Annotated in this window: 22 protein-coding genes; 8 read left to right on the top strand and 14 right to left on the bottom strand. The window is 64.8% G+C overall.

The genetic code is table 11. From position 1 onward, the window contains the following. The gene (locus tag AXW67_RS31185; protein ID WP_063681007.1) at window positions 1–444 is read left to right on the top strand and encodes a DUF4399 domain-containing protein; all 444 of its coding nucleotides are present in this window, start codon (window positions 1–3) and stop codon (window positions 442–444) included. A 218-nt stretch (window positions 445–662) separates the two neighbouring features. Here AXW67_RS31185 and AXW67_RS31180 read toward each other — a convergent pair whose 3' ends face one another. From AXW67_RS31180 to pqqA, 10 genes are all read right to left on the bottom strand, one after another. Then, window positions 663–1,718: a 2-oxoacid:ferredoxin oxidoreductase subunit beta gene (locus AXW67_RS31180; protein ID WP_063681006.1), complete on the bottom strand. Its 1,056-nt coding sequence runs from the start codon at window positions 1,716–1,718 to the stop codon at window positions 663–665. Beyond that, the gene (locus AXW67_RS31175) at window positions 1,715–3,562 is read right to left on the bottom strand and encodes a 2-oxoacid:acceptor oxidoreductase subunit alpha (protein ID WP_063681005.1); all 1,848 of its coding nucleotides are present in this window, start codon (window positions 3,560–3,562) and stop codon (window positions 1,715–1,717) included. Before AXW67_RS31175 ends, AXW67_RS31180 begins: the two co-directional genes overlap by 4 nt. Beyond that, window positions 3,532–5,331: an FAD-dependent oxidoreductase gene (locus AXW67_RS31170; RefSeq protein WP_063681004.1), complete on the bottom strand. Its 1,800-nt coding sequence runs from the start codon at window positions 5,329–5,331 to the stop codon at window positions 3,532–3,534. Before AXW67_RS31170 ends, AXW67_RS31175 begins: the two co-directional genes overlap by 31 nt. A 234-nt stretch (window positions 5,332–5,565) precedes the next feature. Further along, complete coding sequence (locus AXW67_RS31165) at window positions 5,566–6,243, bottom strand: DUF4286 family protein (protein ID WP_063681003.1); 678 nt, start codon at window positions 6,241–6,243, stop codon at window positions 5,566–5,568. A 148-nt stretch (window positions 6,244–6,391) separates the two neighbouring features. Next, window positions 6,392–7,378 (bottom strand): prolyl aminopeptidase, encoded by a 987-nt coding sequence (gene pip, locus AXW67_RS31160; protein WP_063681002.1) that lies wholly within the window; start codon window positions 7,376–7,378, stop codon window positions 6,392–6,394. Beyond that, on the bottom strand, window positions 7,368–8,585 hold the full coding sequence (pqqE, locus tag AXW67_RS31155) for a pyrroloquinoline quinone biosynthesis protein PqqE (RefSeq protein WP_063681001.1): 1,218 nt from the start codon (window positions 8,583–8,585) through the stop codon (window positions 7,368–7,370). The genes pip and pqqE overlap by 11 nt, the downstream gene beginning before the upstream one ends. Next, window positions 8,582–8,893, bottom strand: coding sequence for a pyrroloquinoline quinone biosynthesis peptide chaperone PqqD (gene pqqD / locus AXW67_RS31150; protein ID WP_027556771.1), 312 nt, complete (start codon window positions 8,891–8,893; stop codon window positions 8,582–8,584). Before pqqD ends, pqqE begins: the two co-directional genes overlap by 4 nt. 12 nt (window positions 8,894–8,905) lie before the next feature. After that, a complete protein-coding gene (pqqC, locus tag AXW67_RS31145; RefSeq protein ID WP_063681000.1) occupies window positions 8,906–9,685 on the bottom strand; it encodes a pyrroloquinoline-quinone synthase PqqC in 780 nt (259 codons plus the stop codon). After that, window positions 9,682–10,611: a pyrroloquinoline quinone biosynthesis protein PqqB gene (gene pqqB / locus AXW67_RS31140; protein WP_063680999.1), complete on the bottom strand. Its 930-nt coding sequence runs from the start codon at window positions 10,609–10,611 to the stop codon at window positions 9,682–9,684. The genes pqqC and pqqB overlap by 4 nt, the downstream gene beginning before the upstream one ends. A gap of 116 nt (window positions 10,612–10,727) precedes the next feature. Continuing rightward, window positions 10,728–10,808, bottom strand: a complete 81-nt coding sequence (gene pqqA / locus AXW67_RS41075; RefSeq protein WP_007595659.1) for a pyrroloquinoline quinone precursor peptide PqqA — start codon at window positions 10,806–10,808, stop codon at window positions 10,728–10,730. A 262-nt stretch (window positions 10,809–11,070) separates the two neighbouring features. Here pqqA and AXW67_RS31135 point away from each other — a divergent pair, with 262 nt between their 5' ends. The 4 genes from AXW67_RS31135 (at window position 11,071) to AXW67_RS31120 (ending at window position 13,661) form a co-directional block, all read left to right on the top strand. Further along, entirely contained in the window at window positions 11,071–11,328 is a 258-nt protein-coding gene (locus AXW67_RS31135) for a DUF6894 family protein (RefSeq protein WP_027556774.1), read from the top strand. A gap of 199 nt (window positions 11,329–11,527) precedes the next feature. Further along, window positions 11,528–12,928 (top strand): amidase family protein, encoded by a 1,401-nt coding sequence (locus AXW67_RS31130; protein ID WP_063680998.1) that lies wholly within the window; start codon window positions 11,528–11,530, stop codon window positions 12,926–12,928. Between the two features lie 2 nt (window positions 12,929–12,930). Further along, window positions 12,931–13,407, top strand: a complete 477-nt coding sequence (locus AXW67_RS31125) for a glutathione peroxidase (RefSeq protein WP_027556776.1) — start codon at window positions 12,931–12,933, stop codon at window positions 13,405–13,407. An 11-nt stretch (window positions 13,408–13,418) separates the two neighbouring features. Further along, on the top strand, window positions 13,419–13,661 hold the full coding sequence (locus AXW67_RS31120; protein ID WP_035688291.1) for a DUF3297 family protein: 243 nt from the start codon (window positions 13,419–13,421) through the stop codon (window positions 13,659–13,661). Window positions 13,662–13,749: 88 nt separating this feature from the next. Here AXW67_RS31120 and AXW67_RS31115 read toward each other — a convergent pair whose 3' ends face one another. Then, a complete protein-coding gene (locus tag AXW67_RS31115; RefSeq protein ID WP_063680997.1) occupies window positions 13,750–15,102 on the bottom strand; it encodes a malonyl-CoA decarboxylase in 1,353 nt (450 codons plus the stop codon). A 418-nt stretch (window positions 15,103–15,520) separates the two neighbouring features. Continuing rightward, entirely contained in the window at window positions 15,521–16,318 is a 798-nt protein-coding gene (locus AXW67_RS31110) for an AraC family transcriptional regulator (protein ID WP_063680996.1), read from the bottom strand. Between the two features lie 61 nt (window positions 16,319–16,379). Between AXW67_RS31110 and AXW67_RS31105 the strand changes: the two genes are divergently transcribed. Then, complete coding sequence (locus AXW67_RS31105) at window positions 16,380–17,552, top strand: MFS transporter (protein WP_063680995.1); 1,173 nt, start codon at window positions 16,380–16,382, stop codon at window positions 17,550–17,552. A gap of 429 nt (window positions 17,553–17,981) precedes the next feature. Next, window positions 17,982–20,249 carry a cation:proton antiporter domain-containing protein gene (locus tag AXW67_RS31100; RefSeq protein ID WP_063680994.1) on the top strand — a complete coding sequence of 756 codons (2,268 nt, stop codon included), beginning with the start codon at window positions 17,982–17,984 and terminating at the stop codon, window positions 20,247–20,249. A gap of 57 nt (window positions 20,250–20,306) precedes the next feature. Here the strand turns inward: AXW67_RS31100 and AXW67_RS31095 are convergent, their stop codons facing one another. Together AXW67_RS31095 and AXW67_RS31090 are read right to left on the bottom strand one after the other, a co-directional pair. Continuing rightward, on the bottom strand, window positions 20,307–23,465 hold the full coding sequence (locus AXW67_RS31095; RefSeq protein ID WP_063680993.1) for an efflux RND transporter permease subunit: 3,159 nt from the start codon (window positions 23,463–23,465) through the stop codon (window positions 20,307–20,309). 12 nt (window positions 23,466–23,477) lie between these two features. Then, on the bottom strand, window positions 23,478–24,671 hold the full coding sequence (locus tag AXW67_RS31090; protein ID WP_063680992.1) for an efflux RND transporter periplasmic adaptor subunit: 1,194 nt from the start codon (window positions 24,669–24,671) through the stop codon (window positions 23,478–23,480). A gap of 249 nt (window positions 24,672–24,920) precedes the next feature. Here AXW67_RS31090 and AXW67_RS31085 point away from each other — a divergent pair, with 249 nt between their 5' ends. Further along, window positions 24,921–25,712 (top strand): ABC transporter substrate-binding protein, encoded by a 792-nt coding sequence (locus AXW67_RS31085; RefSeq protein ID WP_063680991.1) that lies wholly within the window; start codon window positions 24,921–24,923, stop codon window positions 25,710–25,712. Window positions 25,713–25,732 lie beyond the last annotated feature (20 nt).

The following is a 25,732-nucleotide window of genomic DNA, read 5'->3' as shown; positions in this document are numbered from 1 at the left end:
ATGAAAATCATTCACTGCGTCGCGCTGGCGACGGCGCTCGCATTGCTCCCGGGCGCAGCCTATTCGCAGGGCAAGACCGCTCCCAAGGACGCAAAGCTCTATTTCATCACCCCGCGTGACGGACAGAAGGTTCGCGGCGGGTTCTGGGTCCGGTTCGGCCTGCGCAACATGGGCGTGACGCATGCGGGCGACGACTATCAGAACGCCGGTCATCATCACCTGTTGGTCGACGTCAACGACCCCATCGATCCCAAGGAGCCGATCCCGCAGGACAAGTCGCATCTGCACTTCGGGGCAGGGCAGACCGAGACCATGCTCGATCTTCCGCCCGGGACGCACACGCTGCAGCTGGTGCTGGGCGATGCCAAGCACTATCCGTTCGACCCGCCTGTCGTGTCGGACAAGATCACCGTGCGCGTCAGGCCGCTGGCTTCAGCGCGGTAGAGCGCGATGGGATTAGGCTTCGTTGCCGACACGAAGGCGGTGCGCTCCCTCTCCCGCTTGCGGGGGAGGGTTGGGGTGGGGGTGCCTCCGCAATCGAGACTCCCGACGTGGAGGGAGCCCCCACCCGGCGCTCCGCGCCGACCTCCCCCGCAAGCGGGAGAGGTTGAGCGAGCCCGCGGCCCGGTCAATTCAATCTAAAGCCACTTCGCCCCGCGTGATCACCGCAGGCTGGCGTTGATCTTGTCCAGCACCGCCGAGCCCGGGCAGAGCGTGTCCGCTTCCAGCGTGTTGAGTGGCGTCTCGACCGTGTTGAGATGCTCGTGCAGGTCTTCCGCCTCGGGATCGACATAGAGCAGTCCGGTGACGATCTGACCCTTGGCGGCGTGCTTCTGCAGGAAGGTCATCGCGCCGAGCCGATCGTGCGGATCGTAGTCGGCATCGATCTTGCGCAGCGCGATCCTGCTGCCGTCATGCTGCTCGACCAACTGCACGGTGCCCGGCGCATAATCGACCGCGATCGGGTCACGGCCGACCAGCACGTCGAGCCGGTTCACCGCGTCATTGTGCTCTCGGACATAGTCGAAGCTCTTGGTCGACCCGGCGTGGTTGTTGAAGGCGATGCAGGGGCTGATGACGTCGATGAAGGACGCGCCCTTGTGACGGATCGCGGCCGCGATCAGCGGCACGAGCTGGGTCTTGTCGCCGGAGAAGCTGCGCGCCACGAAGGTGGCCCCGAGCTGCAGCGCGATCGCGACGAGGTCGATGGCGTTGTCGGTGTTGGTGACGCCCTTCTTGGACTTCGAGCCGCGGTCGGCGGTCGCCGAGAACTGGCCCTTGGTCAGGCCGTAGACGCCGTTGTTCTCGACGATATAGGTCATGTTGACGCCGCGCCGGATCGAATGCGCGAACTGGCCGAAGCCGATCGATGCGGAGTCCCCGTCGCCGGAAACGCCGAGATAGATCAGGTCGCGATTGGCGAGATTGGCACCGGTCAAAACCGACGGCATGCGACCGTGCACCGAGTTGAAGCCGTGCGAATTGCCGAGGAAGTAATCCGGCGTCTTCGACGAGCAACCGATGCCGGAGATCTTCGCCACCCGGTGCGGCTCGATCGAGAGCTCGTAGCAGGCCTCGATGATCGAGGCCGTGATCGAGTCATGACCGCAGCCGGCGCACAGCGTCGAGATCTTGCCCTCGTAGTCGCGATGCGTGTAGCCGAGCTCGTTCTTCTTCAGGCCCGGGTGATGAAATTTCGGCTTTGCAATGTAGGTCATGACACGGCCTTGCGGAGCGGGGTCACCTTGAGGTGATCCTGGTGGTCGCCAATGGCTTTTGCGATGAAACGGGCGGTGATCGGCGAGCCGTCATAATGCACGATCGGCACGAGGCGCACCGGATCGATGCCGTTCTCGTTGACGATGAGCTGGCGCAGCTGGCTGTCGCGGTTCTGCTCGACCACATAGACGAAGTCGTGCTCGGCGAGGAAGCTCGCCACGCTCGAGTGGAACGGGAAGGCGCGGATGCGCAGGCGATCGAGCTGATGGCCGCGCGCTTCCAGGAGCCCGATCGCCTCGTCCATCGCCGGCGAGGTCGAGCCGAAATAGATCACGCCGTATTTGGTCGGCCGTTCCGCATTGGCCTGCAGCGGGCGCGGCACGAGGTCCTGTGCGGTCTCGAACTTGCGCACCAGGCGTTGCATGTTGTCGGCGTAGACCGGGCCTTCCTCGGAGTAGCGCGCATAGCGGTCGCGCGAGGTGCCGCGGGTGAAGTAGGAGCCCTTGGTCGGATGCGTGCCGGGATAGGTGCGGTAGGGGATGCCGTCGCCGTCGACATCGAGATAGCGGCCGAAGTCGCGGCCTTCCTCCAGCATCTCCGCGGTCATGATCTTGCCGCGGTCATATTGCCGCGCGTCGTCCCACTTCAGCGGACGGCAGAGGCGATGGTTCATGCCGATGTCGAGGTCGAGCATCAGGAAGATCGTGGTCTGAAGCCGCTCGGCGAGATCGAACGCGGCCGCCGCGAACTCGAACGCTTCCGCCGGATCTTCCGGGAACAGCAGCACATGCTTGGTGTCGCCATGCGAGGCATAGGCGCAGGCGATGATGTCGCATTGCTGGGTGCGCGTCGGCATGCCGGTCGAGGGGCCGGCGCGCTGGATGTTCATGATCACGGCCGGGATCTCGGCGAAGTAGGACAGGCCGATGAACTCCGTCATCAGCGAGATGCCGGGACCGGAGGTCGCGGTGAAGGCGCGGGCGCCGTTCCAGGAGGCGCCGATCACGATGCCGATCGAGGCGAGCTCGTCTTCGCCCTGCACGATCGCGTATTTCGCCTTGCCGGTCTCGGGATCGTGCCGGTACTTCTTGCAGTGGCTGGTGAAGGCCTCCGCCACCGACGAGGACGGCGTGATCGGATACCAGGCGCACACGGTGGCGCCGCCATAGACGGCGCCGAGCGCGGCTGCGCTGTTGCCCTCGATGAAGATGCGGTCGCCGACCTTGTCGGACTTCTTCACGCGCAGTCCGATCGGGCATTTCAGGTTCTGCAGCGCCCAGTCGCGGCCGAGATGCAGCGCGTGGACGTTGGAGGAGAGCAGCTTCTCCTTGCCCTTGTACTGCTCGCCGATCAGCTGCTCGATCACCTTCGGATCCATGTCGAGCAGCGCCGCGAGCGCGCCGAGATAGATGATGTTCTTGAACAGCTGGCGCTGGCGCGGATCGGTATAGGTCGAGTTGGCGATCGCGGTCAGGGGAACGCCGATCACGGTGATGTCGTCACGGAATTTGGTCGACGGCATCGGCTTGGTGGAATCGTAGAACAGATAGCCCCCGGGCTCGATGCCGGCGACGTCCTTGTCCCAGGTCTGCGGATTCATCGCCACCATCATGTCGACGCCGCCGCGGGCGCCGAGATGGCCGGCTTCCGTCACCCGCACCTCGTACCAGGTCGGCAGGCCCTGGATGTTGGAGGGGAAGATGTTGCGCGGGGACACCGGTACGCCGTGGCGCAGGATCGCGCGGGCGAACAGTTCGTTGGCGCTCGCCGACCCCGAGCCGTTGACATTGGCGAAGCGGACGACGAAGTCGTTTACGCTGCTGATCGGCTTCTTGTCGGACATGATGATCCTGCGTAGGTCATTTCGATGAAATATTTCTGCATGTCCCAGGCGCCAGTGGGACAACGCTCGGCGCACAGCCCGCAATGCAGGCAGACGTCCTCGTCCTTGACCATGACACGGCCGGTCTTGAGGTCGGAGGAGACGTAGAGGTCCTGGTCCGCATGCGGCGCGGGCGCCTTCAGACGCTGACGCAAATCGCTTTCCTCGCCGTTCGCGGTGAAGGTGATGCAGTCCATCGGGCAGATGTCGGCGCAGGCATCGCACTCGATGCAGAGCGCGGTCGAGAACACGGTCTGGACGTCGCAGTTCAGGCAGCGATGCGCCTCGCCGAGCGCGAGCTTGACGTCGTAGCCGAGCTCGACCTCGGCGCGGATGTCCTTCAGCGCGACGATCTTGTCGCGATGCGGCACCTTGAAGCGCTTGTCGATGGAGATATCGTTGTCATAGCTCCATTCGTGGATGCCCATCTTCTGCGAGGACACCTGCACGTCCGGCAGCGGGCGCTCGGTGATGTCCTCGCCCGAGAGCAGCCTGTGGATCGACAGCGCGGCGTCGTGGCCGTGCGCCACCGCCCAGATGATGTTCTTCGGGCCGAAGGCGGCGTCGCCGCCGAAGAACACTTTTGGATTGGTCGAAACGAAAGTCTTCTGATCGACCGTGGGCATGTGCCACTTGTCGAACTCGATGCCGCAGTCCTGCTCGATCCAGGGGAAGGCGTTCTCCTGGCCGACCGCGACCAGCACGTCGTCGCATTCGATGGTCTGGTCGGGCTCACCCGACGGGACGAGACTGCGGCGGCCCTTGGCGTCGTACTCCGCCTTCACCTTCTGGAAGGTGACGCCGGTGAGCTTGCCGTTGTCGTGGATGAAGGCGACGGGAACGAGGAAGTTGAGGATCGGGATGTCCTCGTGGATCGCGTCTTCCTTCTCCCAGGGCGAGGCCTTCATCTCCTCGAAGCCGGAGCGGACGATCACCTTGACGCTCTCGCCGCCGAGTCTGCGCGCGGTGCGACAGCAGTCCATCGCGGTGTTGCCGCCGCCGAGCACGATCACGCGCTTGCCGATCTTGTCGGTATGGCCGAACGAGACGGAGGACAGCCAGTCGATACCGATGTGGATGTTCGCCGCTGCTTCCTTGCGGCCGGGAATGTCGAGCTCGCGGCCGCGCGGCGCGCCCGAGCCGACGAAGATCGCGTCGTATTTCTCCGCGAGCAGGGCCTTCATGCTCTCGATGCGATGACCGCCCTTGAATTCGACGCCGAGGCCCAGGATGTAGCCGGTCTCCTCGTCGATGACGGAATTCGGCAGGCGGAACTTGGGGATCTGCGTGCGCATCATGCCGCCGGCTTCGGGGTCGGCATCGAACACGGTGCAGTGGTAGCCGAGCGGCGCCAGATCGCGCGCCACCGTCAGCGAGGCTGGACCGCCGCCGACCAGCGCGATGCGCTTGCCGTTCTTCGCGGCGGGATGCGGCAGGCGCTGCTTGATGTCGTCCTTGAAATCGGCGGCGACGCGCTTGAGGCGGCAGATCGCCACCGGCGTCTCCTCGACGCGTCCGCGGCGGCACGCCGGCTCGCATGGACGATCGCAAGTGCGTCCCAGGATACCTGGGAACACGTTCGATTTCCAATTGATCATGTAGGCGTCGCTGTAGCGGCCTTGTGCGATCAGTCGGATGTATTCGGGAACTGGGGTGTGCGCAGGACAGGCCCACTGGCAATCGACTACCTTGTGAAAGTAGTCGGGGGCCGCGATATCGGTCGGTTTCATTCCTACCCTGTCCGCACAGGCTCAGAGACCCGGCGGCCTTCTTGAGCTTGGCGAACGCTTAATGCGCGTCGATCTGGTTTTTAAATTGGATCATACGGTTAGCTTATTAGAACCATTCCGAAGCACAACGGCAAATTTCCGCGATCTCCAGCTTTCATAGGAGCTACGCGCGGACAGCATTAACGGCCGCGCGCGAATGCGGCGGTGCAACATGTCGCGATGCGTGTGACGGCATCAGCCGTGCGAGATATCGCTCTTGGCGAGGTCCCACATCAGGCAGTAGGTGCCGACGGAGACGGGAAGCGGTAAGGGCGACGCAGCAGGCCCGGTGAAGCGCTCGGCGATGATGGTCGAGACAGCGCTGACCTGCGTGCCGTCGATCAGCACGAACCAGTCGCGCGCGCCTTCGTTGCGCGTGGCCGGAATCTGCGCTGTCGCGCCGGAAAGCTCCGGCTCGCTTTCGAGCAGATGCATGGAGATGATGCCGTCGTACTTCTCCGGCGCCAATTTCTCCCGCAGTGCATCACGCCATTCGCCGGCGTTGTCGGGCACTGGGCGCAGCCGCACCACGCCGAGCGCCGATCCGCGTCCCGCACCGTTGCTGATCGTGATGCGCGCCACCACGCGCAGCATGTTCTTGAAACGCGCCATGCTTTGGCGCGACCAATCGGTTGGGTTGGCGAGCCGCGCCCGATAGGCCGGGCTGTCCAGCACGTCGAGCGTCGCGGTCGAATAGAGGCAGAGATATTTGGGATGGGCGGCGTGCGCGACATAGCGCCGCGCTTCCAGAAAACCCTCGATCGCAACGCGCTCTTCCAGATGTTCGCGATCGTACCAGCGGTTGAAATCGGCTTCATCTGCTGCGTCGATATCCATCGACGTCAGCAGCATGCCTTTCCCGGCGAGCGGCATTTTCTTGTTGTCCCTTCCGAACTCTCGATCCTCATGGTGAGGAGCCGCGAAGCGGCGTCTCGAACCATGAAGGCCCCCGCTGCTTCGTCTCGGCCTTCATCCTTCGAGACGCGCTCTCGGAGCGCTCCTCAGGATGAGGGGACAGTTCTTATCGCGCGGCTTTCGATGCAAGATCGGCGATCGACTTCATGACCGCGTCCCTCACGCCGGCATCATAGAGCGAATGGCCAGCTTCTTCCACGATGCGAATCTCGGAACCCGGCCAGACTTTCGCGAGCGCCTGCGATGTCTCAGGCGGGCACAGCAAATCGTAGCGGCCCTGGATGATGATGCCGGGAATGCCGGCGAGCTTGCCGGCGTTCCGCAACAACTGGTCCTCGGTCATGAAGCTGTCGTTGACGAAGTAATGCGCTTCCATGAACGGCGTCGCGGGCAGCGTACGCCAGACGTTCAGCGAGGCGAGGTCGAGCCGCGTCTTTGCGGGCTTGTGTTCCGACAGAATGCGCTCGGTGTCGTGCCAGGCCCGCGCGGCGGGGCCATGCACGGCCGGGTCGGTATCGAGGATGCGGCGCCAATAGGCATCCACCGGCCGCGCGCGCTCCTCCGGCGGCAGCACGCTCAGAAAATCCTGGTGGAGCGCGGGATAGAATTGCGACAGGCGGGTCGTGAAGCCGGTCTCGACCTCGGCCCGCGTGCCCAGAAAGGTCGCGCGCAGCGCGATGCCACAGACGCGCTCGGGATGCGCCTCGGCATAAGCCAGCGCCAGCGTCGCGCCCCAGGAGCCGCCGACCACCATCCAGCGCGTAAAGCCGAACTTCTCGCGGATCTTCTCCATGTCCGCGATCAGATGCGCCGTCGTGTTGTCGGCGCGCGATCCCTTGGGACGGCTGCGGCCGCAGCCGCGCTGGTCGAACAGCACGGCGCAGAATCGCTCGGGATCAAAGAGCCGGCGATGATCGGGCTGGCAACCGCTGCCGGGGCCGCCATGGAGATAGACGGCGGGAATGCCGTCGGTGCGGCCGACGCTTTCGACGTAGAGCTCGTGGCCGTCGCCGACGTCGAGCATCTCGGAGGTCAGCGGCGCGAAGGGATCGGCGCGCTTGACCGAACTGGCCGCGTCGGCGTCAGGCGCCATTCTCGCCGTTCTCCGAAGTCTCTGCTTCCAACGTGCCTCCGGCGAAGTTGCGGTAGAGGAAGCGGTTGGTCTCGCCCTCGGCCTCGCGCTCGGCCTGCTTGAAGATTGTCTCGTGCAGCGGCGACAGCACGCAGGCGGGATCGGTGTTGGCGGCATCGCCGGTCAGCGCGAACGCCTGGCAGCGGCAGCCGCCGAAATCGATCTCGCGGAACTCACACGTCTTGCAAGGCTCCTTCATCCAGCCGGTGCCGCGATAGCGGTTGAAGGCGTCGGAGTTCTGCCAGATCCAGGCGATCGAATGGTTGGAGCGCACGGATTCGAAGTCGAGCCCGGTGATGCTCTCGGCGGCGTGGCAGGGCAGCACCTTTCCGGCCGGCGAGATGTTGAAGAACTGCCGGCCCCAGCCGCCCATGCACTTCTTCGGCCGCAGCGCGTAATAGTCCGGCACAACATAGTCGATTGCGAGCGTGCCCTTGAGCCGCTCGCGCGCCTCCTCGACGATGCGCGTGGTCTCATCGAGCTGCGCCACCGTCGGCATCAGCGCGGCGCGGTTCTTCAGCGCCCAGCCGTAATACTGCACATTTGCGACCTCGAGCCGGTCGGCGTCGAGATCGACCGCCATCTGGATGATGTCGGGGAGCTGGTGCAGGTTCTGGCGATGCATCACCGCATTCACGGTGAGCGGCAGGTCGAGCTCGCGCGTCCACTTCGCGACCTCGAGCTTCTTGTAATGCGCGCCCTTGTAGCCGGCGACGCGATCGGAGAGACCATCTTCCGTGCCCTGGAAGCTGATCTGCACGTGGCAGAGCCCGGCATCAGCGAGCTCGCTCAGCCTGCCGCGCGTCAGCAGTACGGCCGAGGTGATCAGGTTGGTGTAGAGGCCGACGTCGCTCGCATGCTTGACGAGTTCGACGAGGTCCTTCCGCGCCGTCGGCTCGCCGCCGGAAAAGTGGACCTGGAGCACGCCGATCTCGGCGAGCTCGCTCAAGACCTTCTTCCATTCCTCGGTGGTCAGCTCCTTGCCGGCGCGATCGAGCTCGACCGGGTTGGAGCAGTAGGGGCATTGCAGCGGGCAGCGATGCGTGATTTCGAGCAGCACGGCGAGCGGAATGCCGAACGTCTCCGCCGTCGAGCGCTGCTTCTCCAGCACCGCGAGACTATCGCTGGCGTCGGGCGGGATGATGGGGTTGCCGAGCACATCGCTCATGGTGTCTTCTCCCGGACTTCGGTGAGAAAGCCCTTGTCGGCGAGATCCTGCAGCATGGCGATGACGTCGGTGAGGATCGCATCGCGCGGCGCGGCATATTTCGCGGCCAACTGATCGGCGACGTCGCCGACGTTGCGCTCGCCATTGCAGAGCTGCAAAACCTCGACCGCGATCTCGTCCGGCGCCAGCACCCGTTCCGGTGCCAGGATCACCCAGACCTGTCGCGTCTCGTCGTATTTCAGCTTGGCATGCCGCGGCAGCACGGGCCGGCTCGTTTCGCTGACGCTGATATGACGCGGCCCGGCCATCGCTCGTTCCTCTTAGCTCGCTTTGGGCACGAATGCGCCCGGCGGAATGTGGCCCTCGACATAGGCGTGGTAGAGCGCATCGAGCTGCACCCACAGCACGTTGGTCTTGAAGATCAGCGCGTTGCAGACCGATGCGCGCTGCTCGGGCGTCTTCGCATGCGCCTTGACATAGTCGAGCGCGAAGCCGGCATCGCGCGGCGCCTGCGTCAGGCGACGCTTGAAGTAGCTCATGATGTCCGGATTGACGAAGTCGTAATGCTCCAGCATGCCGGAGATGCGCTCTTCGTGCAGATTCGGCGCGAACAGCTCGGTGAGCGAGGAGGCGATCGCCTCCAGCGGGCTTTTTTCGCGGCAGTAGTGGACATAGGCTTCCACCGCGAAGCGGGTCGCCGGCAAGATGCCTTCGGTCGATTCCACATAGGCGGTGTCGAGGCCGAGGCCCTCGGTCAGCTTGAGCCAGCGCTCGATGCCGCCTTCAGAGCCGACGTCGCCGTCATGGTCCTCGATGCGATGGCGCCATTCCACCCGCGTGGCGCGGTCGCGGAAGCGCGAGATCACGACCGCGTCCTTGATCGGGATCGTGCTCTGGTAATAGTAGCGATTGAGCGCCCAGGCCTGCACCTGGCCCTTGTTCAGCTTGCCGCCGTGCAAGAGTTTATGGAACGGATGCAGGCTGTGATAACGCGTCGCGCCGATATGGCGCAGCGTCGCCTCGAGTTCCTCGGCCGAGTTGAGCGTCAAATCCTTGCCGATCGAGAGGGCGGTCATTCCTGTCAGTGACGCGGCATTCACAGCACGATCTCCGTTCCGTCAGCGGGTATCTGCCAGCCCGCCTGCTCAGCGGCTTTGCGCTCGATTGAGCCGGGCAGCAGCGCCGGATTCGAGTTATTGATATGCAGAAATATCTTCCTGTCGATATTGAGATCAGCGAGCCGCGCGATCGCACCATCGCCGCCGGACATCGCGACATGTCCCATGCTCTTGCCGGTCTTGTGGCCGAGGCCGGCCTTGATCATCTCGTCATCCTGCCAGACCGTGCCGTCGAAGAACACCAGCGCGGCGCCATCGATCTCGGCCTTGAGCGCATCGGTCACCTCGGCGCAGGCGGCGAGGAAATAAAAACTCTTGCCGGTCGACTTGTCCGTGATCTTCAGTCCCAGCGTATCGCCGTCGCCGGTCTCGCCGCCCGGATGCGCCTTGCCTTCCAGATACCAGGCCGACTTGCCGGGCACCGCGAAGGGGAGCACCTCGATACCCGAACGCGCGCCATCTGGCAGTCGCGGCTCGAACGGCTCGCGGATGCCGATCGGCTGGCGCCCCACGTTCTTCTCGTTCACCACGTTGAAGATGCTGTTGGCTTTGAGGATCGCCAGCACCTTCTCATGCGCGTAGATCGTGAAGGGCGAGCCCTCGCGCATCGAGAGCAGGCCCGCGACCGCGTCGACCTCGCCGTTGGTCAGGATTACGCCGGCGATCGGGGTGTGGCGCAATGCGCCCGCCTTGGGATGCAACTGCGGCGTGGCGTTCAATTGCTGTCTGAGGTCGGGCGACGCGTTGATCAGGAACCAGTGCGCGCCATCGCCGCTGAAGGCGACCGATGCCTGGGTTCGTTGCAACTCATGGCCGCTCGCACGGGCCGCCCGGCAGCCCTCGCATCCGCAATTCCATTGCGGGACTCCGCCGCCCGCTGCGGCGCCCAGGACGACGACGCGAAGCATGATCCGTCTCCTGGAGGTAACGTCGCGTGATGGATCTCAGGCCGACACAGATTCTGTCTTCCGGAAACGCATCGTGACCGAAAGATCCACCTCGCTGAACGCGAACTCGCCAGCCCTTACTTGCGGGTGGCGCTCACATACATGTTGATTTCCATACCGCAGGGCACTTCAACGATCTTCGGGGCTTTCCAGGCCATTTTTGGCTCTCCAATTGCGCGAATTTGGACGTATCGTCCCAGAGACTAAATTAGTGAGGGCGGAGAAGTTCGCCAGTTAAATCTTACGGGACCTAGGTAGTAGACGAGGAATTGCTGCGTTGCGAAAGCGACCGCGGAACGCCGCTTCAGGCGAGGCTGCCTTGCAGAAGGCGCATTCGGTCGCGAACCCTGTCCTGATAAAGCAGTTGTGAGTGCACTGCAGCCTTCAATCCGCTACAGCCGACCCAAGTGGACTTCCGTGATGCCCAAATACTTCTTCAACACCCGCATCGGCGACGAATTGATCGTGGATCCTGACGGCGAGGACCTGCGCAACCCCGATCGCGCCTGGGAGGTCGCCCGTCAGATGATCCTGGAAGTGGTGAAATCGGAAGGCGCCCAGCCGGCCCTCCTCGAGGCCGTCATCGAGGTCACCGACGTCGATGGCGAGATCGTGCTGGAGTTTCCCTTCACCGAAGCGCTCCTGGACATGCCGGATCGCACCGCGACCCGGCATTAGGGCTTCTCTCCCCGCCGTCATTGCGAGGAGCCCTTGCGACGGAGCATTCCAGACTATTTCCTCGGACAGACTCTGGATTGCTTCGCTTCGCTCGCAATGACGGAAAATGTGGCAATCCGCCCCACTTTCGCCCCTGCGAAATCCGCATGGCTTTGCCGCGTCGCCGGCGCTAAAACACGCCGGTCAAACGGAGCATGTCATGCAAGACCTCTGGCGCCTGTCGGCCGCCGACCTCGCCACCCTCGTCAAATCCCGGAAGGTTTCGGCCAGGGAGGCTGCGCAGGCGGGGCTGGCCCGGCTCGATGCCGTCAATCCCAGGCTCAATGCCGTGGTCGACCACAGGCCCGACGACGTGCTCAAGCAGGCCGATGTCATTGATGCCGCGATCGCCCGCGGCGAGGACCCGGGCGTGCTCGCCGGCGTACCCGTCACCATCAAGGCCAATGTCGACCAGGTCGGCTTTGCCACCACTAACGGCCTCAAGCTGCAGCGCGACCTGATCGCGCGCGAGGACAATCCGGTGGTCGCCAATTTCCGCAAAGCGGGCGCCATCCTGCTTGGCCGCACCAATTGCCCGGCCTTCTCCTATCGCTGGTTCACCACCAACCTCGTCCATGGCGACACCAAGAACCCCCGTGATGCCTCGCTGACGCCGGGCGGCTCCTCGGGCGGCGCCGGCTCGGCGGTTGCGGCCGGCATCGGCCATATCGCCCATGGCACCGACATCGCCGGCTCGATCCGATATCCCGCCTATGCCTGCGGCGTGCACGGCCTGCGCCCGACCATGGGCCGCATTCCCGCCTTCAACCCGGCGCTGCCGGAGCGCCCGATCGGTCCGCAGATCACCGCGGTGTCGGGCCCCCTGGCGCGCACCGTCAACGACTTGCGGATTTCGCTCGCCGCGATGTCGGCGCGTGACATCCGCGATCCCTGGTGGGTGCCGGCGCCGCTGGAAGGCGCGGCGCGGCCGAAGCGCGCCGCGCTCTGCCTCAACCCGGACGGGCTTGCGACCACGCCGGAGGTGAAGGCAGCCGTGAGCGATGCCGGCAAGCGGCTGGAGCGTGCGGGCTGGAGCGTCGATGTGATCGAGAACACGCCACCGATGCGCGAGGCGGTCGAGTGGCAGACAAAGCTGTGGCTCGGCGACGGCTACGAGGCACAGCTTGAAATGGCCGAGCGCGAGGGCGACCCCGGTGCGCTCGCGTGCCTGCGCGGCAACCGCGCCAAGGTCACGCCGTTCGACCAGGCGGCCTACGCGAAGGCGCTGACCCGCCGCGCCACGCTGACCCGGGAATGGATGCTGTTCCTCGAACAATATGCGGTGGTGCTGACGCCGGTCTCCGGCGAACTGCCATTCCCGGACCATCTTGACCGCAAGGATGACGAGTCCTTCAAGCGCGTCTGGGAGGCGCAGTTGCCGCAGATCGCCATTCCGTTCATGGGACTGCCGGGCCTCGTGGTCTCGACCGGTCTCGTCGGCAAAGTGCCCGTCGGCGTGCATGTCGTGTCCGGACGCTACCGCGAGGACTTGTGCCTGCTTGCGGGCGAGGCGATCGAGGCAGGCGGCGTGCCGCCGTCGCCGATCGACCCCGTGAGCTAGCGATGTCTGCGATCTACGAATTCAAGGCCAACTCGCTCGCCGGCGAGGAAGTGCTGATGCGGCGCTTCGAAGGACAGGTGCTGTTGATCGTCAACACCGCGAGCAAGTGCGGCTTCACACCGCAATATCGCGGCCTCGAGGATCTCTATCGCGACTTCTCTCCCCGCGGCTTCTCGGTGCTCGGCTTTCCCTGCAATCAGTTCGGCGGGCAGGAGCCGGGGCAGGCGGGCGAGATCCAGGCGTTCTGTTCGACGAACTACGACGTCACCTTCCCGCTGTTCGCGAAGATCGACGTCAACGGCGCCAATGCGCATCCTCTGTATGAGTACCTGAAACACCAGCAATCCGGCCTGCTGGGTGCCTCCATCAAATGGAACTTCACGAAGTTCCTGGTGGACCGCGCCGGCAAGGTGATCGCGCGCTATGCGCCGACCGCACGGCCCGAAGGACTGCGGAATCAAATCGAAACACTGTTGTGAGCGAGACAATCATGAGCGACGAATTTCCCGACCGCCTGTCGGTCGATCCGAACAGCCCCTATTACAACGCGGATATCCTGTCGCGCGACGTCGGCATCCGCTTCAAGGGCATCGAGAAGACCAATGTTGAGGAATATTGCATCAGCGAAGGCTGGGTCCGCGTCGCCGCGGGCAACGCCAAGGACCGCTACGGCAACCCTCTGACCATCAAGGTGCATGGGCCTGTGGAGCCGTATTTCAGGGATAAGAAGTAAGCGCGGCGAATCCAGAATCTTTCCGCGGTGACAGCCTGGATTGCTTCGCTGCGCTCGCAATGACGGTGGGGCACGAGAGGGATGCCCCCTACGACAGCCGCATGTCCAGCAGCCTTCGTCCTTCGCCCTTGAGCAGCTTCTTCACCGCGCCGGAGGCCACGACCTCGCCGTCATTGGCGTAGGCCTCGTGGTTCTTCTCGATGTCGTCGAGGCGGTAGAGATAGTTGACCATGACGCCGGCGGACTCGCGCACGCCCTTGGACGAGAGGTCACCGAGCCAGTTGATGCGCTCGAGCCGCGCGCCGTTGCCGAGATGGAAGCGGGCGACCGAGTCGATCAGCCGGCCCTTCGACGTGCGCGCCTTCAGGAAGTAGTGGGCCGCAAGCGGCTCCAGCACGGCGCGGAGCTGCGCGGTCACGTCCGCATTCTCGAACCATTTGGGCTCGTCGAGTTGCTTCAGCAACTCGCGATCATCGTCCGATAGCGGCAGGTCCTCGTCCTGCTTCACCCACTGCATGAAGCCCGGCACCGGCGACAGCGTCACGAAACTGTCGAGCCGCGGCAATTCGCGGCGCAATTCCTCGACCACCTGCTTGATCAGGAAGCTGCCGAAGGAGATGCCGCCGAGGCCGCGCTGGGTGTTGGAGATCGAATAGAACACGGCGGTGCGCGCCCGCTCGATCGGCAGATGCTGGCGGTCGACGGCGAGCAGCGGCGCGATCGCGCCGGGAATGGCTTCGGTCAGCGCCACCTCGACGAAGATCAGGGGCTCGTCGACCATCGCAGGATGGAAGAACGCGTAACAGCGGCGATCGACCGGATCGATGCGGCGGCGCAGATCGTCCCAGTCGCTGATCTCGTGCACGGCTTCATAGCGGATGATCTTTTCGAGGATGTTGGCCGGGGTCGACCAGTCGATCCTGCGCAGCACGAGAAACCCCCTGTTGAACCACGAAGAGAGGAGATGGACGACGTCGCGGTCGAGCGCGGCGAGATCGGTGTGGCCGTTCATCATGCCGAGCAGGTCGGCGCGCATGTTGACGAGATCGCCGGTGCCGCCGGGCGCGCGGTTGAGGCGGCGGATCAATTCCTGCCGGCGCGGCTCCGAGGCGAAATGCACGGAGCTCGCGTCCTCGTCGCCGGATTTGGCGCGCCATTTTTCGACCGCCTTGGCGAGGCGTTCCTTGTCCGGACCGAAGTCGCGCACCAGCGCTTCGAAAAAGGCGCGGCGTCCGGTCGCATCGAGGTCCTGGTAGAGGTCGAGCACTTCGCGCGCCATGGCGGTGCCGGAGGCTTCGCCCCGTCCCGACAGCAGCGCCTCGCAGAGCTCGACGAGGCCGTCGGCGTCATGCTTGGTGTCGGAGGAATCCCCGCGGCGAAGCAGCGTGCGGCCGCGCTCGGAGATCGTGGCGAGCAGGTCGGAGAAGAAGGCGTTGGCCATCTGGGCTTTTCGAATCTGGTTTGTGCGCTGCGATAGCTTTACACGGGATTTAGGCGGAAACCGATCACAATCAAGCGCGAGAGCTTGGCATCTTAAGCTATGTCATGCGTCTCAAGAAAGCCGTCATGAAAGCTGTGCCGTCATCAAGGGCGTCATGTCCCGCGAAGGCGGGCGATGACGGTCGCGAATGTGGATGCGGCGGGCGCTCCCCCAAAGGTAGTCATGCCCCGGCTTGCCGCCTTCGCTGAAGCTTCGGCGGCCGAGCACCCTTGTGGCCCGGCGTAGCCTTGGCGGAGCCGGGACCGGGGCATCCAGTACGCCGCGGCTTGTCCGTATCCCACTGACGTTTCTGGAATACTGGATTGCCCGCCCCAGTGCGCAATTGCGCACAAGGCGGGCAACGACAACGTGCTGGTGGTCAGCTCTTCCCCGCAAACTCCGTCGGCGTCCGTCCGGTCACCTGACGGAAGGCGGCCGAGAAGGCGGGTACGCTGGCATAGCCGAGCTGAGCGGCGAGCTGCTTGACCGAGACGCCGGCATCGGTCGAGAGCCGCTGGATCGCGGCGGCGATCCGGGCGCGCTGACACCAGCTCTTGAAGCTCAGTTGCGTCTCCGTGGAGAACAATCGCGACAGTGTCCGCGCGGAAGTTCCCACTTCGCGCGCGAGCGTGTCGATGTCGTGCAGGCCGGTGGGATCGTCGAGCACGATCATCGCGGCGCGCCGGCAGCGCGGCTCGTGCGGCAGCGGCACGAAGGTCGCGGAATCCTCGGCCTGGTGCAGTTCCAGCATCACCAGGCGGACCAGGAGCTCGGTGTGCTCTGACGTATTGCGGGAATCAAACAGCGCCAGGATCGCCTGGTGCAGCAGCGGCGACACCCGCACCACGAACTCCTTGGTCAGGCCCTCGTCGCGTTGCTCGCGCTTCAGCCAGGGCAGGTCGAAATAGAGCGTGCGCATCTCGATGTCGGCGAGAACGTCGATGGCGTGCTCGAGTCCGGCCGGGACCCATACCGCGCGGTCCGGCGGCACCAGCCAGCGCCCCTTGGGCGTCGTCACCTGCATCGTTCCCTTGGCGGCGTAGACGAGCTGCGCCTCCCGATGCTTGTGCGGGTCGAGCCGCAAGCCCCTGGGATAGTCGCGTGCGACCAGGTGGACGCCCGCGGTCGAGCGGTGGTTGCCGCGGACTTCCTTGATTGGCGTTTCGACGACAGTCATTGGCAGCATCCCGTCATGGCCCCGACATATAACCGATTTCGGAGCAGGAGAGGATTCGTCTATGAACAGCCCCGGCCGGGTGATCGGCTTCGTCAACGGAGCCCATTTCATCGACCATTATTCAATGCTGATCTTTGCCGCCGCGGTGATCATCATGGGGCCGGCGCTCGGCATGGCCTATTCGGAGCTCCTCCCTTACGCGACGCCCGGCTTCGTCGCCTTCGGCGCGGGATCGCTGCTCACCGGCTGGCTCGGGGACCGCTGGAGCCGCCGCCACATGATGCTGATCTTCTTCATCGGCATCGGCGCCTCCATGATCTCGGTCGGTTTCGTGCAGACGCCAACGCAGCTCGGTGCGGCGCTGCTCGCGATCGGCATTTTCGCCTCGATCTACCATCCCGTCGGCACCGCGATGATCGTGTCCTACGCCGACAAGCTCGGCCGCGAGATGGGGCTGAATGGCGTCTGGGGCAATCTCGGCGTTGCATCCTCGGCGCTGGTCACCGGCGTGATCGGCCAATATCTCGGCTGGCGCTGCGCCTTCATCGTTCCGGGCGTGGTCACCGTACTGATCGGCATCGCCTTCGCGATGACCGTCGTGCACGAGGATCGCAAGGGCAGCAAGCAGGCGGCAGCCCAGGCACGGGTGGCGAAGCAGGATATGTGGCGCGTGGCCCTGTCGCTGTTGATTGTCGTGATCGCGATCTCGACGACGTTCAACGCCGTCACCGTCGCGCTGCCAAAGCTGTTCGCGGAGCGGCTCGCCGATCTCACCAAGAGCCCGGCGCTGCTCGGCGTCATCGCGGCCGGCGTCTACGTGTTCGGCGCGATGACGCAGTACACGATCGGCCGGCTGCTCGACCATTACTCGCTGAAAACGGTGGCGCTGCCGCTGTCCTTCATGCTGGCGCCGTTCCTGTATCTGGCGGCGAGCCTCTCCAACCTGCCGCTGATCGTGGTCTCGATCGGCATCGTCATGGGCGCATTCGGGCAGGTCACCGTCAATGACGCCATGGTCGGCAAGTACACCACGGAAGAGTGGCGCTCACGCGCCTATGCGGTGCGCTACTTCGTCGGCTTCACCGCGGCCGGTGCCTCCGTCGGCCTCGTCGCCTGGCTCTACGAGCAGGGCGGTTTCGTCACCATGCTGCATGCCTTTGCCGGTCTCTGCCTGCTGGCGATCGCGGCGGCGATCATCCTGCCCCGCGAGATCAGAACGCCGCAGCCGGCGTGACGCCGCGGAAGGATACTGGGTCGCTTCGCTCCTTTCGTCATTCCGGGGCGCGCCGATAGGCGCGAGCCCGGAATCCATCGGGCCGCAGAGACCGTGGGCAAATGGATTCCGGGCTCGTCGCTGCGCGACGCCCCGGAATGACGGAGGCGCGCGCTCACAATGACAGGGGATGTGGCGGCGCGTCGCTCATGCCGGCCCATGCTGCAATAGTGCTGGTGTTTTGCCCGACATGTCAAACGCGTTCTTGGCGCGCCTTTGGGGTCGCCGCCGGCAGCGTCGTTCTACTTTGCATGGGGTTGTTTTCGCGTTTTTTGATGAGGCGCCCGTACCCCCCGGCGCGGAGGCGGGAACTCCCTTCGCCTCCCGCGGGTTCTATCCCCAGTCGCTACCGGCACGTTGCCGAGGCGGATGAAGGGGAAGGACACCTCCATGCAGTGGAGCCTGCTCCGACCGGTCGGCCTCGTCCCCGCGGCGCTTGCCCTTACGACCGTCGCGGCCAGTGCCGAGGGCGGCAGATCCACAGGTCCGTCCGAATTCCTCCTGGTGGCGCAGATCGTGCTCCTGATTGCCGTGGGCCGCGGTCTCGGCGAGCTCATGCAGCGCATCGGCCAGCCCTCGGTGATCGGCGAACTGCTCGCCGGCATCCTGCTCGGGCCGTCGCTGTTCGGCTGGATCTGGCCGGAGGCGCAACAGGCGATCTTCCCGAAGACGCCCGAGCAGAAGGCGATGATCGACGGCGTGGCCCAGTTCGGCATCCTGCTCCTGTTGCTGCTGACCGGCATGGAGACCGATCTCAAGTTGGTCAGGAAGATCGGCAGGGCGGCGATCGCGATCTCGATCGCCGGCATCGTCGTTCCCTTCGCCTGCGGCTTCGTGCTCGGCGAGTTCCTGCCCGATGCGCTTCTGCCCAATCCGCAGCAGAGGTTGGTGGCCTCGCTGTTCATGGGCACGGCGCTGTCGATTTCGTCGGTGAAGATCGTCGCGGTCGTCGTTCGCGAGATGAACTTCATGCGGCGCAATGTCGGGCAGATCATCGTCGCCACCGCCGTGATCGACGACACCATCGGCTGGATCATCATCGCCGTCATCTTCAGCCTGGCCTCGCAAGGCACGCTGGACGTGGTCTCGGTCGCCAAGGCCGTGCTGGGCACGCTGGCCTTCCTCGTCGTCAGCTTCACCATCGGCCGCCGCCTGGTGTTTCATCTCATCCGCTGGGCCAACGACACCCTGGTCAGCACCGCGCCCGTCATCACCGTGATCCTGCTGCTGATGGGCACCATGGCGCTGATCACGCATCTGATCGGCGTACACACCGTGCTCGGCGCCTTCGTCGCCGGCATCCTGGTCGGCGAGTCCCCGATCCTGACCCGGCAGATCGACGAGCGCCTGCGCGGGCTGATCTCGAGCTTCTTCATGCCGGTGTTCTTCGGTCTTGCCGGGCTCAGCGCCGATCTCTCGGTGCTGCGTGATCCCGATCTCCTGATGCTCACCGGCCTGTTGGTTCTGATCGCCAGCGTCGGCAAGTTCGGCGGCGCCTTCGTCGGTGGCACCGTGGGCGGCCTGAACTACCGGGAGTCGCTGGCGCTCGCGAGCGGCATGAACGCGCGCGGCTCGACCGAAGTGATCATCGCCACCATCGGTCTTTCCATCGGCGTGCTCAGCCAGAACCTGTTCACGATGATCGTGACGATGGCGATCGTGACGACGATGGCGATGCCGCCGATGCTGCGCGCGGCGCTCGCCGAACTGCCGATGAGCAGGGACGAGAAGGAGCGGCTGGAGCGCGAGGAGTTCGAGAGGCGCGGTTTCGTCGCCAATCTCGAGCGGTCCTTATTGGCAGTGGACGACAGCGTCAACGCCACCTTTGCCGCCCACGTCGCGGGCCTGATTGCCGGCATGCGCGGCCTGCCGATCACCGTGCTGCACATCGGCCGGCGCGCGAATGAGCAGGAGAAGGGGCGGGGCCAGGAGGAGAGCCACGAAACCGTGGTGAAGAAGGCGGCTGAAGCGGTGTCGGACCATGGCAAGGCAGATGCCGGCAGTGTCGATGTCATCACCCGTACCGGACGGGCGGAGCTGGGCGAGACGATCGCTGACGAAGCGCGCAAGGGTTTCGATCTCCTGGTCGTCGGCGTCGACAAGGTCACCGCGACCAGGGATCGTTTCGATCGGAGGATCGAGGATATCGCCGCGGAATTCGAAGGGCCGCTTGCGATCGTCGCGGCGAAGGGCAAGCACCTCAAGCAGCCGATGCCCGATACGCTCAACATCCTCGTGCCGGTCTCGGGCAGCGGCGTCTCCAAGCGCGGCGCCGAGGTCGCGGTCGCGCTGGCGCAGGCCGGATCAGGCTCGCTCCGCGTAATCTATGTGGCGACGACACGGGACAAGGGCGCGCAGCGCGGCACGTCGCGCGGCCTGAGCCAGGAGGCGGGCATCCTCAAGGACACCAGCGACCTCGCCGCCCGCTACGAGGTCGAGATCACAACGACCTTGCCCGTCAACCGGGCACCTGAAGCTGCGATCCTGCGCGAGATCGACACCACGGATGTCGATCTCGTGGTCATGGGCGTCGACCGGATCCAGGCCGATCACCTCTCCTTCGGCGGCGTCGCCAACGCCGTGCTCAGACAATCGAAGGCCTCGGTTCTCCTGGTGTCGAGCGGCGAAGCTCGCCCGGCGTCAGCGGAAAAGGCCTGAACTCGGTTCACCTCTCCCCGCTGGGGAGAGGTGAGGAGCGGACGATCTCGCCGTGCTTTAGGACTTCACCTCCGCGGCCGGCTGCGCCAGCGGCGCTTTCTTCTTCGAGGAGCGCCAGTTCTCGAAGCGCTGCACCACCACGAAGAAGGCCGGAACGAACAGCACCGCGAGGCAGGTCGAGGCCAGCATGCCCGAGAACACCGTGATGCCGATCGATTTGCGCGCGCTGGCGCCGGCGCCTGTCGCGAGCACCAGTGGCACCACGCCGAGGATGAAGGCGAACGAGGTCATCAGGATCGGGCGGAAGCGGGCGCGCGCCGCCTCGATCGCCGATTCCAGGAGCGGCTTGCCGTCGCGGACGTGCAGCTCGAGCCCGACCTCGACGATCAGGATGGCGTTCTTGGCCGACAGCGCGATCAGGAGGATCAGGCCGATCTGGCAATAGAGGTTGTTGTCGATCTTCAGGCCGTTGAGGATCAGCATCGGCCCGATCAGCGACAGCGGCACCGCCAGGATCACCGAAATCGGCGCGTACCAGCTCTCGTACTGGCCGGCGAGCACGAGATAGACCAGCAGCATCGCGAGGCCGAACACCCAGTAGATCTGGTTGGAGACGGCTTTCTCCTGATAGGACATCGCGGTCCATTCATAGCCGGTGCCCGGCGGCAGCGTCTTGTCCGCGATCTCTTCCATCAGCTCAAGCGATTGGCCGGAGGAGTAGCCCTGCGCCGGCAGGCCGACGATGGTCGACGACGGATAGAGATTGTAGAGGCTGATCAGCGACGGCCCGGTTGCCGGCGTGATCTGGGCAACGGTGCCGATCGGGATCATGTCGCCGTTCGAGTTGCGCACCTGCATGTTGGCGATGTCGCGCTCGGTGACGCGGAACGCCGGATCGGCCTGCGTATAGACCTGGAACACGCGGCCGAACTTGTTGAACTGGTTGACGTAGGACGAGCCGAGATAGGTCGACAGCGCCGAGAACACCTGGTCCGTCGTCACATGCAGCGTCTGGGTCTTGACACGGTCGATCTCGACATTGAACTGCGGCACCGACGAGCGGAACGAGGACGAGACGCGCTGCAGCGCGCTCTGACTCTGGGCGTTGGAGACCATCGCGCCGGTGATCGCCTGGAGCTTTGCGAAGTCGCTGTTGCCGTCGCGCAGCTCCACCTGCATCGAGAAGCCGGCCGCGTTGCCGATGCCCTGGATCGGCGGCGGCGGCAGCACCAGCGTGCGCGCCTCCATGATGGTCGCCATCTTGTCGTTCAGCCCGTACACCAGCGAGCGCAGATCCTCGCCTTTGCCGCGCGCCTCCCAGTCCTTCAGGATGATGTAGGCGACACCGGCATTGGCAAGGCTCGCGCTGTTGTCGAGCGCGGAGATTCCGGCAATGGTGATGACCTGCTGGACGCCCGGCGTCTGTCTGATGATTTCGCTCGCTTCGTCGAGCACCGTCTGGGTTCGCTCGAGCGAGGCGCCGTCGGGCAGCTGCACGGCGGCGATCAGATAGCCCTGGTCCTCGATCGGCAGGAAGCCGGTCGGCACCCGCGACAGGCCATAGCCGCCGATCCCGATCAGGACCAATGCTACCGCGACCGAGACCGTGGCGTTCCTGACCAGGGCGCCGATCAGCCGGATATAGCCTCGCTCGACGCGGTTATAGACGGCGTTGAAGCCGCGGTAGAAGACATTGCGCTGCTCCGGCGGCACCGCCGGCCGCAGCCAGAGCGCGCACTGCGTCGGCTTCAGCGTCGCTGCGTTGATGGCGCTGAGCAGCGCGGTCGCGGCGATCACCAGCGCGAATTGCGAATAGATGCGCCCTGTGAGGCCGGCGAGGAACGAGGCCGGCAGGAACACCGATATCAGCACCAGCGTGATGCCGACGATCGGAGCGAACAGCTGGTCCATCGCCCTGATCGCGGCGTCGTGGCCGTTCATGCCCTGCTCGATGTTGTGAGCGGCGCCTTCGACCACGACGATCGCGTCGTCGACCACGATGCCGATCGCAAGCACGATCGCAAACAGCGTCGACATGTTGATGGTGAAGCCGAGCGCCGCCATCGCGGCGAAGGCGCCGATGATGGTGACCGGCACCGTCGTCGCCGGCACCAGCATCGCGCGCCAGTCCTGCAGGAACACCAGGATCACGACCAGCACCAGCAGGCCTGCCTCGATCAGCGTCATGTAGACCTCGTGCACCGAGGCCTGCACGAATTTGGTGGTGTCGAACGGCGTGTCGTATTTGATGCCTTCCGGGAATCGCTTGGCGAGCTCCGCCATCTTCTTCTCGACGGCCTGCTCGACCTGGAGCGCGTTGGCGCCGGGCGACTGGAACACGCCGATGCCGGTCGCGGGCTGCTTGTTGAGCGAGAAGATCTGGCTGTAGGTCTGCGCTCCGAGCTCGACCCAGCCGACGTCGCGCACGCGCGTGACGTCGCCGCTCGAGCCGGTCTTGACGATGATGTTCTCGAACTGGGTGGTGTCGTCGAGCCGGCCGTTGACGTTGAGTGTGTACTGGAACGCCTGTCCCGGCGGCGTCGGTGGCGCGCCGACCTGGCCGGCGGAGACCTGCTGGCTCTGCTGCTGGATCGCGTTGATGACGTCCTGCGGCACCAGATCGCGGGCCAGGAGCTTGTTGGGATCGAGCCACACCCGCATCGAATACTGGCCGGCGCCGAACACCGTGACGTTGCCGACGCCGGGCAGGCGCGAAAGCTCGTCGCGGATGTTGATGGTGGCGTAGTTGCTCAAAAAGAGGCTGTCGAACCGGGAGTCCGGCGAGGTCAGCGTCACGAACAGGAGGATCGAGGTCGACCGCTTCTGCACGGTGACGCCCTGGTTCTGCACGGCCTGCGGCAACTGCGACAGCGCGCTCGAGACGCGGTTCTGCACCAACACCTGCGCGAAGTTGAGATCGGTGCCGATCTTGAAGGTGACGGTCAGAGTATAGGTGCCGTCGGAGCCGCTGTAGGACTGCATGTAGAGCATGTCCTCGACGCCGTTGACCTGCTGCTCGATCGGCAGCGCGACGGTGTCGATCACGGTCTTGGCGCTGGCGCCGGGATAGCGCGTCGTGACCTGCACCGTCGGCGGCACCACGTCCGGATATTGCGCGATGGCGAGGTTGAACAGCGCCACACAGCCGATCAGGATCATCAGAAGCGCGATGACGTTCGAGAGGACCGGCCGCTCGATGAAGAATTTTGAGATCATGGCCGGCGGCTCCTACTTGGCAGACGCCTGCGGCTGCTCGATCTTCGTCACTTGAGGATCGATCTTCTGCCCCGGAATCACCCGCAGCAGCCCTGCGATCACCACGCGGTCGTCCGGTTTCAGGCCGCTTTCGATCACGCGCAGTCCGTTGTCCTGCTGACCGATCTGCACCTTGCGCTGTTCGACGATGTTGTCGTTGTTGACCACGAGGAGGTAGCGGCCGCCCTGGTCGCTGCCGAGCGCGGTGTCGGGAACGAGCAGGGCATTCGTGTCCTGGTCGGAGGGAACCCGGACGCGGACGAAATAGCCGGGCAGCAACACCCGCTTGTCGTTCGGCACCAGGCCGCGCACTGCAAGCGTGCCCGTCGATGAATTGAGGGTGGGCGAGACATAGTCGAGCCGGCCCTCATGCGGATAGCCGGTCTCGGTCTGGAGGCCGATCTCGACCGGCAACTGCTTGAGGTCGGCGATGGTCAGCCCGCGGCGGCGCGCTTCGGCACGGATGCGCAGGACGTCCTGCTCGTTGACCGTGAAGTTCACATAGATCGGGTCCATCGCGACGATGGTCGCGAGCTGGGTCGGGGAGGAGACGCCGACGAGCTCGCCGATCGAGACCAGGTGCGCGCTGACGATGCCGTCGAACGGGGCACTGACCTTGGTATAGCCGTAATTGATTTCGGCAAGCCTCGTATTGGCCTGGGCCTGCTGGAGGTTGGCCTGGGCGTTGTCGCGGGTGGATGTCGAGGTGTCGAGGGTGGACTGCGAGACTGCCTGGCGCTGCACGAGCTCGGCCTGCCGCTTGAAATCGGCTTCGGCTTGCTTGAGCGTGGCCTGCGCGCCGATTTCGGCCGCCTGCGCCTGCTCGAGCTTCAGCTTGTAAGTCTCCGGCTCGATCGTGAAGAGCTGGGTGCCCTGCTTGACGAAGGTGCCGTCCTGGTAGTCGATCGATTGCAGAAAGCCCTGCACGCGCGCCACGAGATCGACGCTCTTGATCGGCGCGGTGTTGCCGGTCGCCTCGACATAGCGCGTTACCGAACGCTGCACGGGCGTTGCGACGTCCACCTTGGGCGGCGGCGGCGCCACGAACGTGTTCTTGTCCTCGCAGCCGGCGAGCGCGACCACGGCCACTGCGGCGGCCAGCGCCGGTCCGATATGTCCCCATCGTCCGTTGTGTCGAACGGGACTGGCGGAATTGGCGCGCGTCATTCGGTGGCCCCCGATGGCTGTCTGTCGGTGCGGCAGGCTATCAACAAATGACCAGCCGTGGAACACCATAGCCATGGCAGTCCGCGGCCTTGCACTGCAGCGGGCCGCGTGGCTTCTGACAGATTTGTCATGCGCCAAAATAAAGACAAACGGCTTTTCACCGGGCGGCATGATCGACCAGAATTGTGTCTGAGGCCGTGCGATGATGGACGCGGGCAGAAAAGAAGAAGTGCCGAGGAGAACAATGACATGCCAACGCCACTCTGGTCGGCCTGCGCCGGCCTTGCTCTCGCGGCCGCGATCGCCATGCCCGCGCTAGCCGACGGCCTGAAGGACGAGATTGCACCGACCGGCAAGCTGCGGGTCGCGATCGCGATCAGCCCGGCGGGCGGCGCGTTCTGGTCGACCAAGACCGAGTCCGGCTATGCCGGCGTGCCCGTCGATCTGGGTAAGGAGATGGCCGCTCAGCTCGACGTGCCCGTCGAATTTGTCGTGCACCAGAATTCCGGACAGATCACCGACGCCGCTGCGAGAGGCACCTGGGACGTTACCTTTCTGCCCAAGGATCCCGAGCGCGAGAGTAAGATGATGTTCGGTCCGATCTACGAGGTCGCGGATGCCACCTACATCGTCAGGCCCGGCTCCGATATCACCAGCTTCGCCGCGCTCGACCAGCCCGGCACCAAGGTTGCGGCCGTCAACAACACGACCACGATGCGCGGCGCGATCGCGCATCTGAAGAATGCGAAGGTCACTGGCTATCAGACCTATGATGAGATCTTCGAGCTTCTGAAGAGCGGCGGGGTCGACGCCTTCGCGCTGTCACGCGACCAGCTCAACAAGATGGCGCAGAAGATTCCCGGCACGCGCGTGCTGGACGAGACCTTCAAGAAGACCGTGACGGCCGTCGCCGTGCCCCTCGACCATCCGCAGGCGCTGGCGTTCGTCACCAAGTTCATGACGGAGGCGACGACGAATGGCACGCTGCGCAAGGCCTATGATAATAATGGCTTGAAGGACTCGCCGATCCGCACCGAGTAGCGCTGCCGTTGTCTTGATCC

It is taken from the genome of Bradyrhizobium neotropicale (assembly GCF_001641695.1).
In the GTDB taxonomy this organism is placed as follows: domain Bacteria; phylum Pseudomonadota; class Alphaproteobacteria; order Rhizobiales; family Xanthobacteraceae; genus Bradyrhizobium; species Bradyrhizobium neotropicale.
This window is presented reverse-complemented; position numbering and strand designations above follow the sequence as displayed.

Excerpts from the sequence above, each read along its gene's own strand:
- AXW67_RS31170 (WP_063681004.1), bottom strand. The coding sequence starts at position 5,331 with ATGAAACCGACCGATATCGCGGCCCCCGACTACTTTCACAAGGTAGTC.
- AXW67_RS31185 (WP_063681007.1), top strand. The coding sequence starts at position 1 with ATGAAAATCATTCACTGCGTCGCGCTGGCGACGGCGCTCGCATTGCTC.
- AXW67_RS31165 (WP_063681003.1), bottom strand. The coding sequence starts at position 6,243 with ATGCCGCTCGCCGGGAAAGGCATGCTGCTGACGTCGATGGATATCGAC.
- pqqA (WP_007595659.1), bottom strand. The coding sequence starts at position 10,808 with ATGGCCTGGAAAGCCCCGAAGATCGTTGAAGTGCCCTGCGGTATGGAA.
- AXW67_RS31130 (WP_063680998.1), top strand. The coding sequence starts at position 11,528 with ATGCAAGACCTCTGGCGCCTGTCGGCCGCCGACCTCGCCACCCTCGTC.
- pip (WP_063681002.1), bottom strand. The coding sequence starts at position 7,378 with ATGGCGCCTGACGCCGACGCGGCCAGTTCGGTCAAGCGCGCCGATCCC.
- AXW67_RS31095 (WP_063680993.1), bottom strand. The coding sequence starts at position 23,465 with ATGATCTCAAAATTCTTCATCGAGCGGCCGGTCCTCTCGAACGTCATC.
- AXW67_RS31175 (WP_063681005.1), bottom strand. The coding sequence starts at position 3,562 with ATGTCCGACAAGAAGCCGATCAGCAGCGTAAACGACTTCGTCGTCCGC.
- AXW67_RS31125 (WP_027556776.1), top strand. The coding sequence starts at position 12,931 with ATGTCTGCGATCTACGAATTCAAGGCCAACTCGCTCGCCGGCGAGGAA.
- AXW67_RS31085 (WP_063680991.1), top strand. The coding sequence starts at position 24,921 with ATGCCAACGCCACTCTGGTCGGCCTGCGCCGGCCTTGCTCTCGCGGCC.
- AXW67_RS31180 (WP_063681006.1), bottom strand. The coding sequence starts at position 1,718 with ATGACCTACATTGCAAAGCCGAAATTTCATCACCCGGGCCTGAAGAAG.
- AXW67_RS31105 (WP_063680995.1), top strand. The coding sequence starts at position 16,380 with ATGAACAGCCCCGGCCGGGTGATCGGCTTCGTCAACGGAGCCCATTTC.
- AXW67_RS31110 (WP_063680996.1), bottom strand. The coding sequence starts at position 16,318 with ATGACTGTCGTCGAAACGCCAATCAAGGAAGTCCGCGGCAACCACCGC.
- AXW67_RS31120 (WP_035688291.1), top strand. The coding sequence starts at position 13,419 with ATGAGCGACGAATTTCCCGACCGCCTGTCGGTCGATCCGAACAGCCCC.
- pqqB (WP_063680999.1), bottom strand. The coding sequence starts at position 10,611 with ATGCTTCGCGTCGTCGTCCTGGGCGCCGCAGCGGGCGGCGGAGTCCCG.
- pqqE (WP_063681001.1), bottom strand. The coding sequence starts at position 8,585 with ATGAGCGATGTGCTCGGCAACCCCATCATCCCGCCCGACGCCAGCGAT.
- AXW67_RS31100 (WP_063680994.1), top strand. The coding sequence starts at position 17,982 with ATGCAGTGGAGCCTGCTCCGACCGGTCGGCCTCGTCCCCGCGGCGCTT.
- AXW67_RS31135 (WP_027556774.1), top strand. The coding sequence starts at position 11,071 with ATGCCCAAATACTTCTTCAACACCCGCATCGGCGACGAATTGATCGTG.
- AXW67_RS31090 (WP_063680992.1), bottom strand. The coding sequence starts at position 24,671 with ATGACGCGCGCCAATTCCGCCAGTCCCGTTCGACACAACGGACGATGG.
- AXW67_RS31115 (WP_063680997.1), bottom strand. The coding sequence starts at position 15,102 with ATGGCCAACGCCTTCTTCTCCGACCTGCTCGCCACGATCTCCGAGCGC.
- pqqD (WP_027556771.1), bottom strand. The coding sequence starts at position 8,893 with ATGGCCGGGCCGCGTCATATCAGCGTCAGCGAAACGAGCCGGCCCGTG.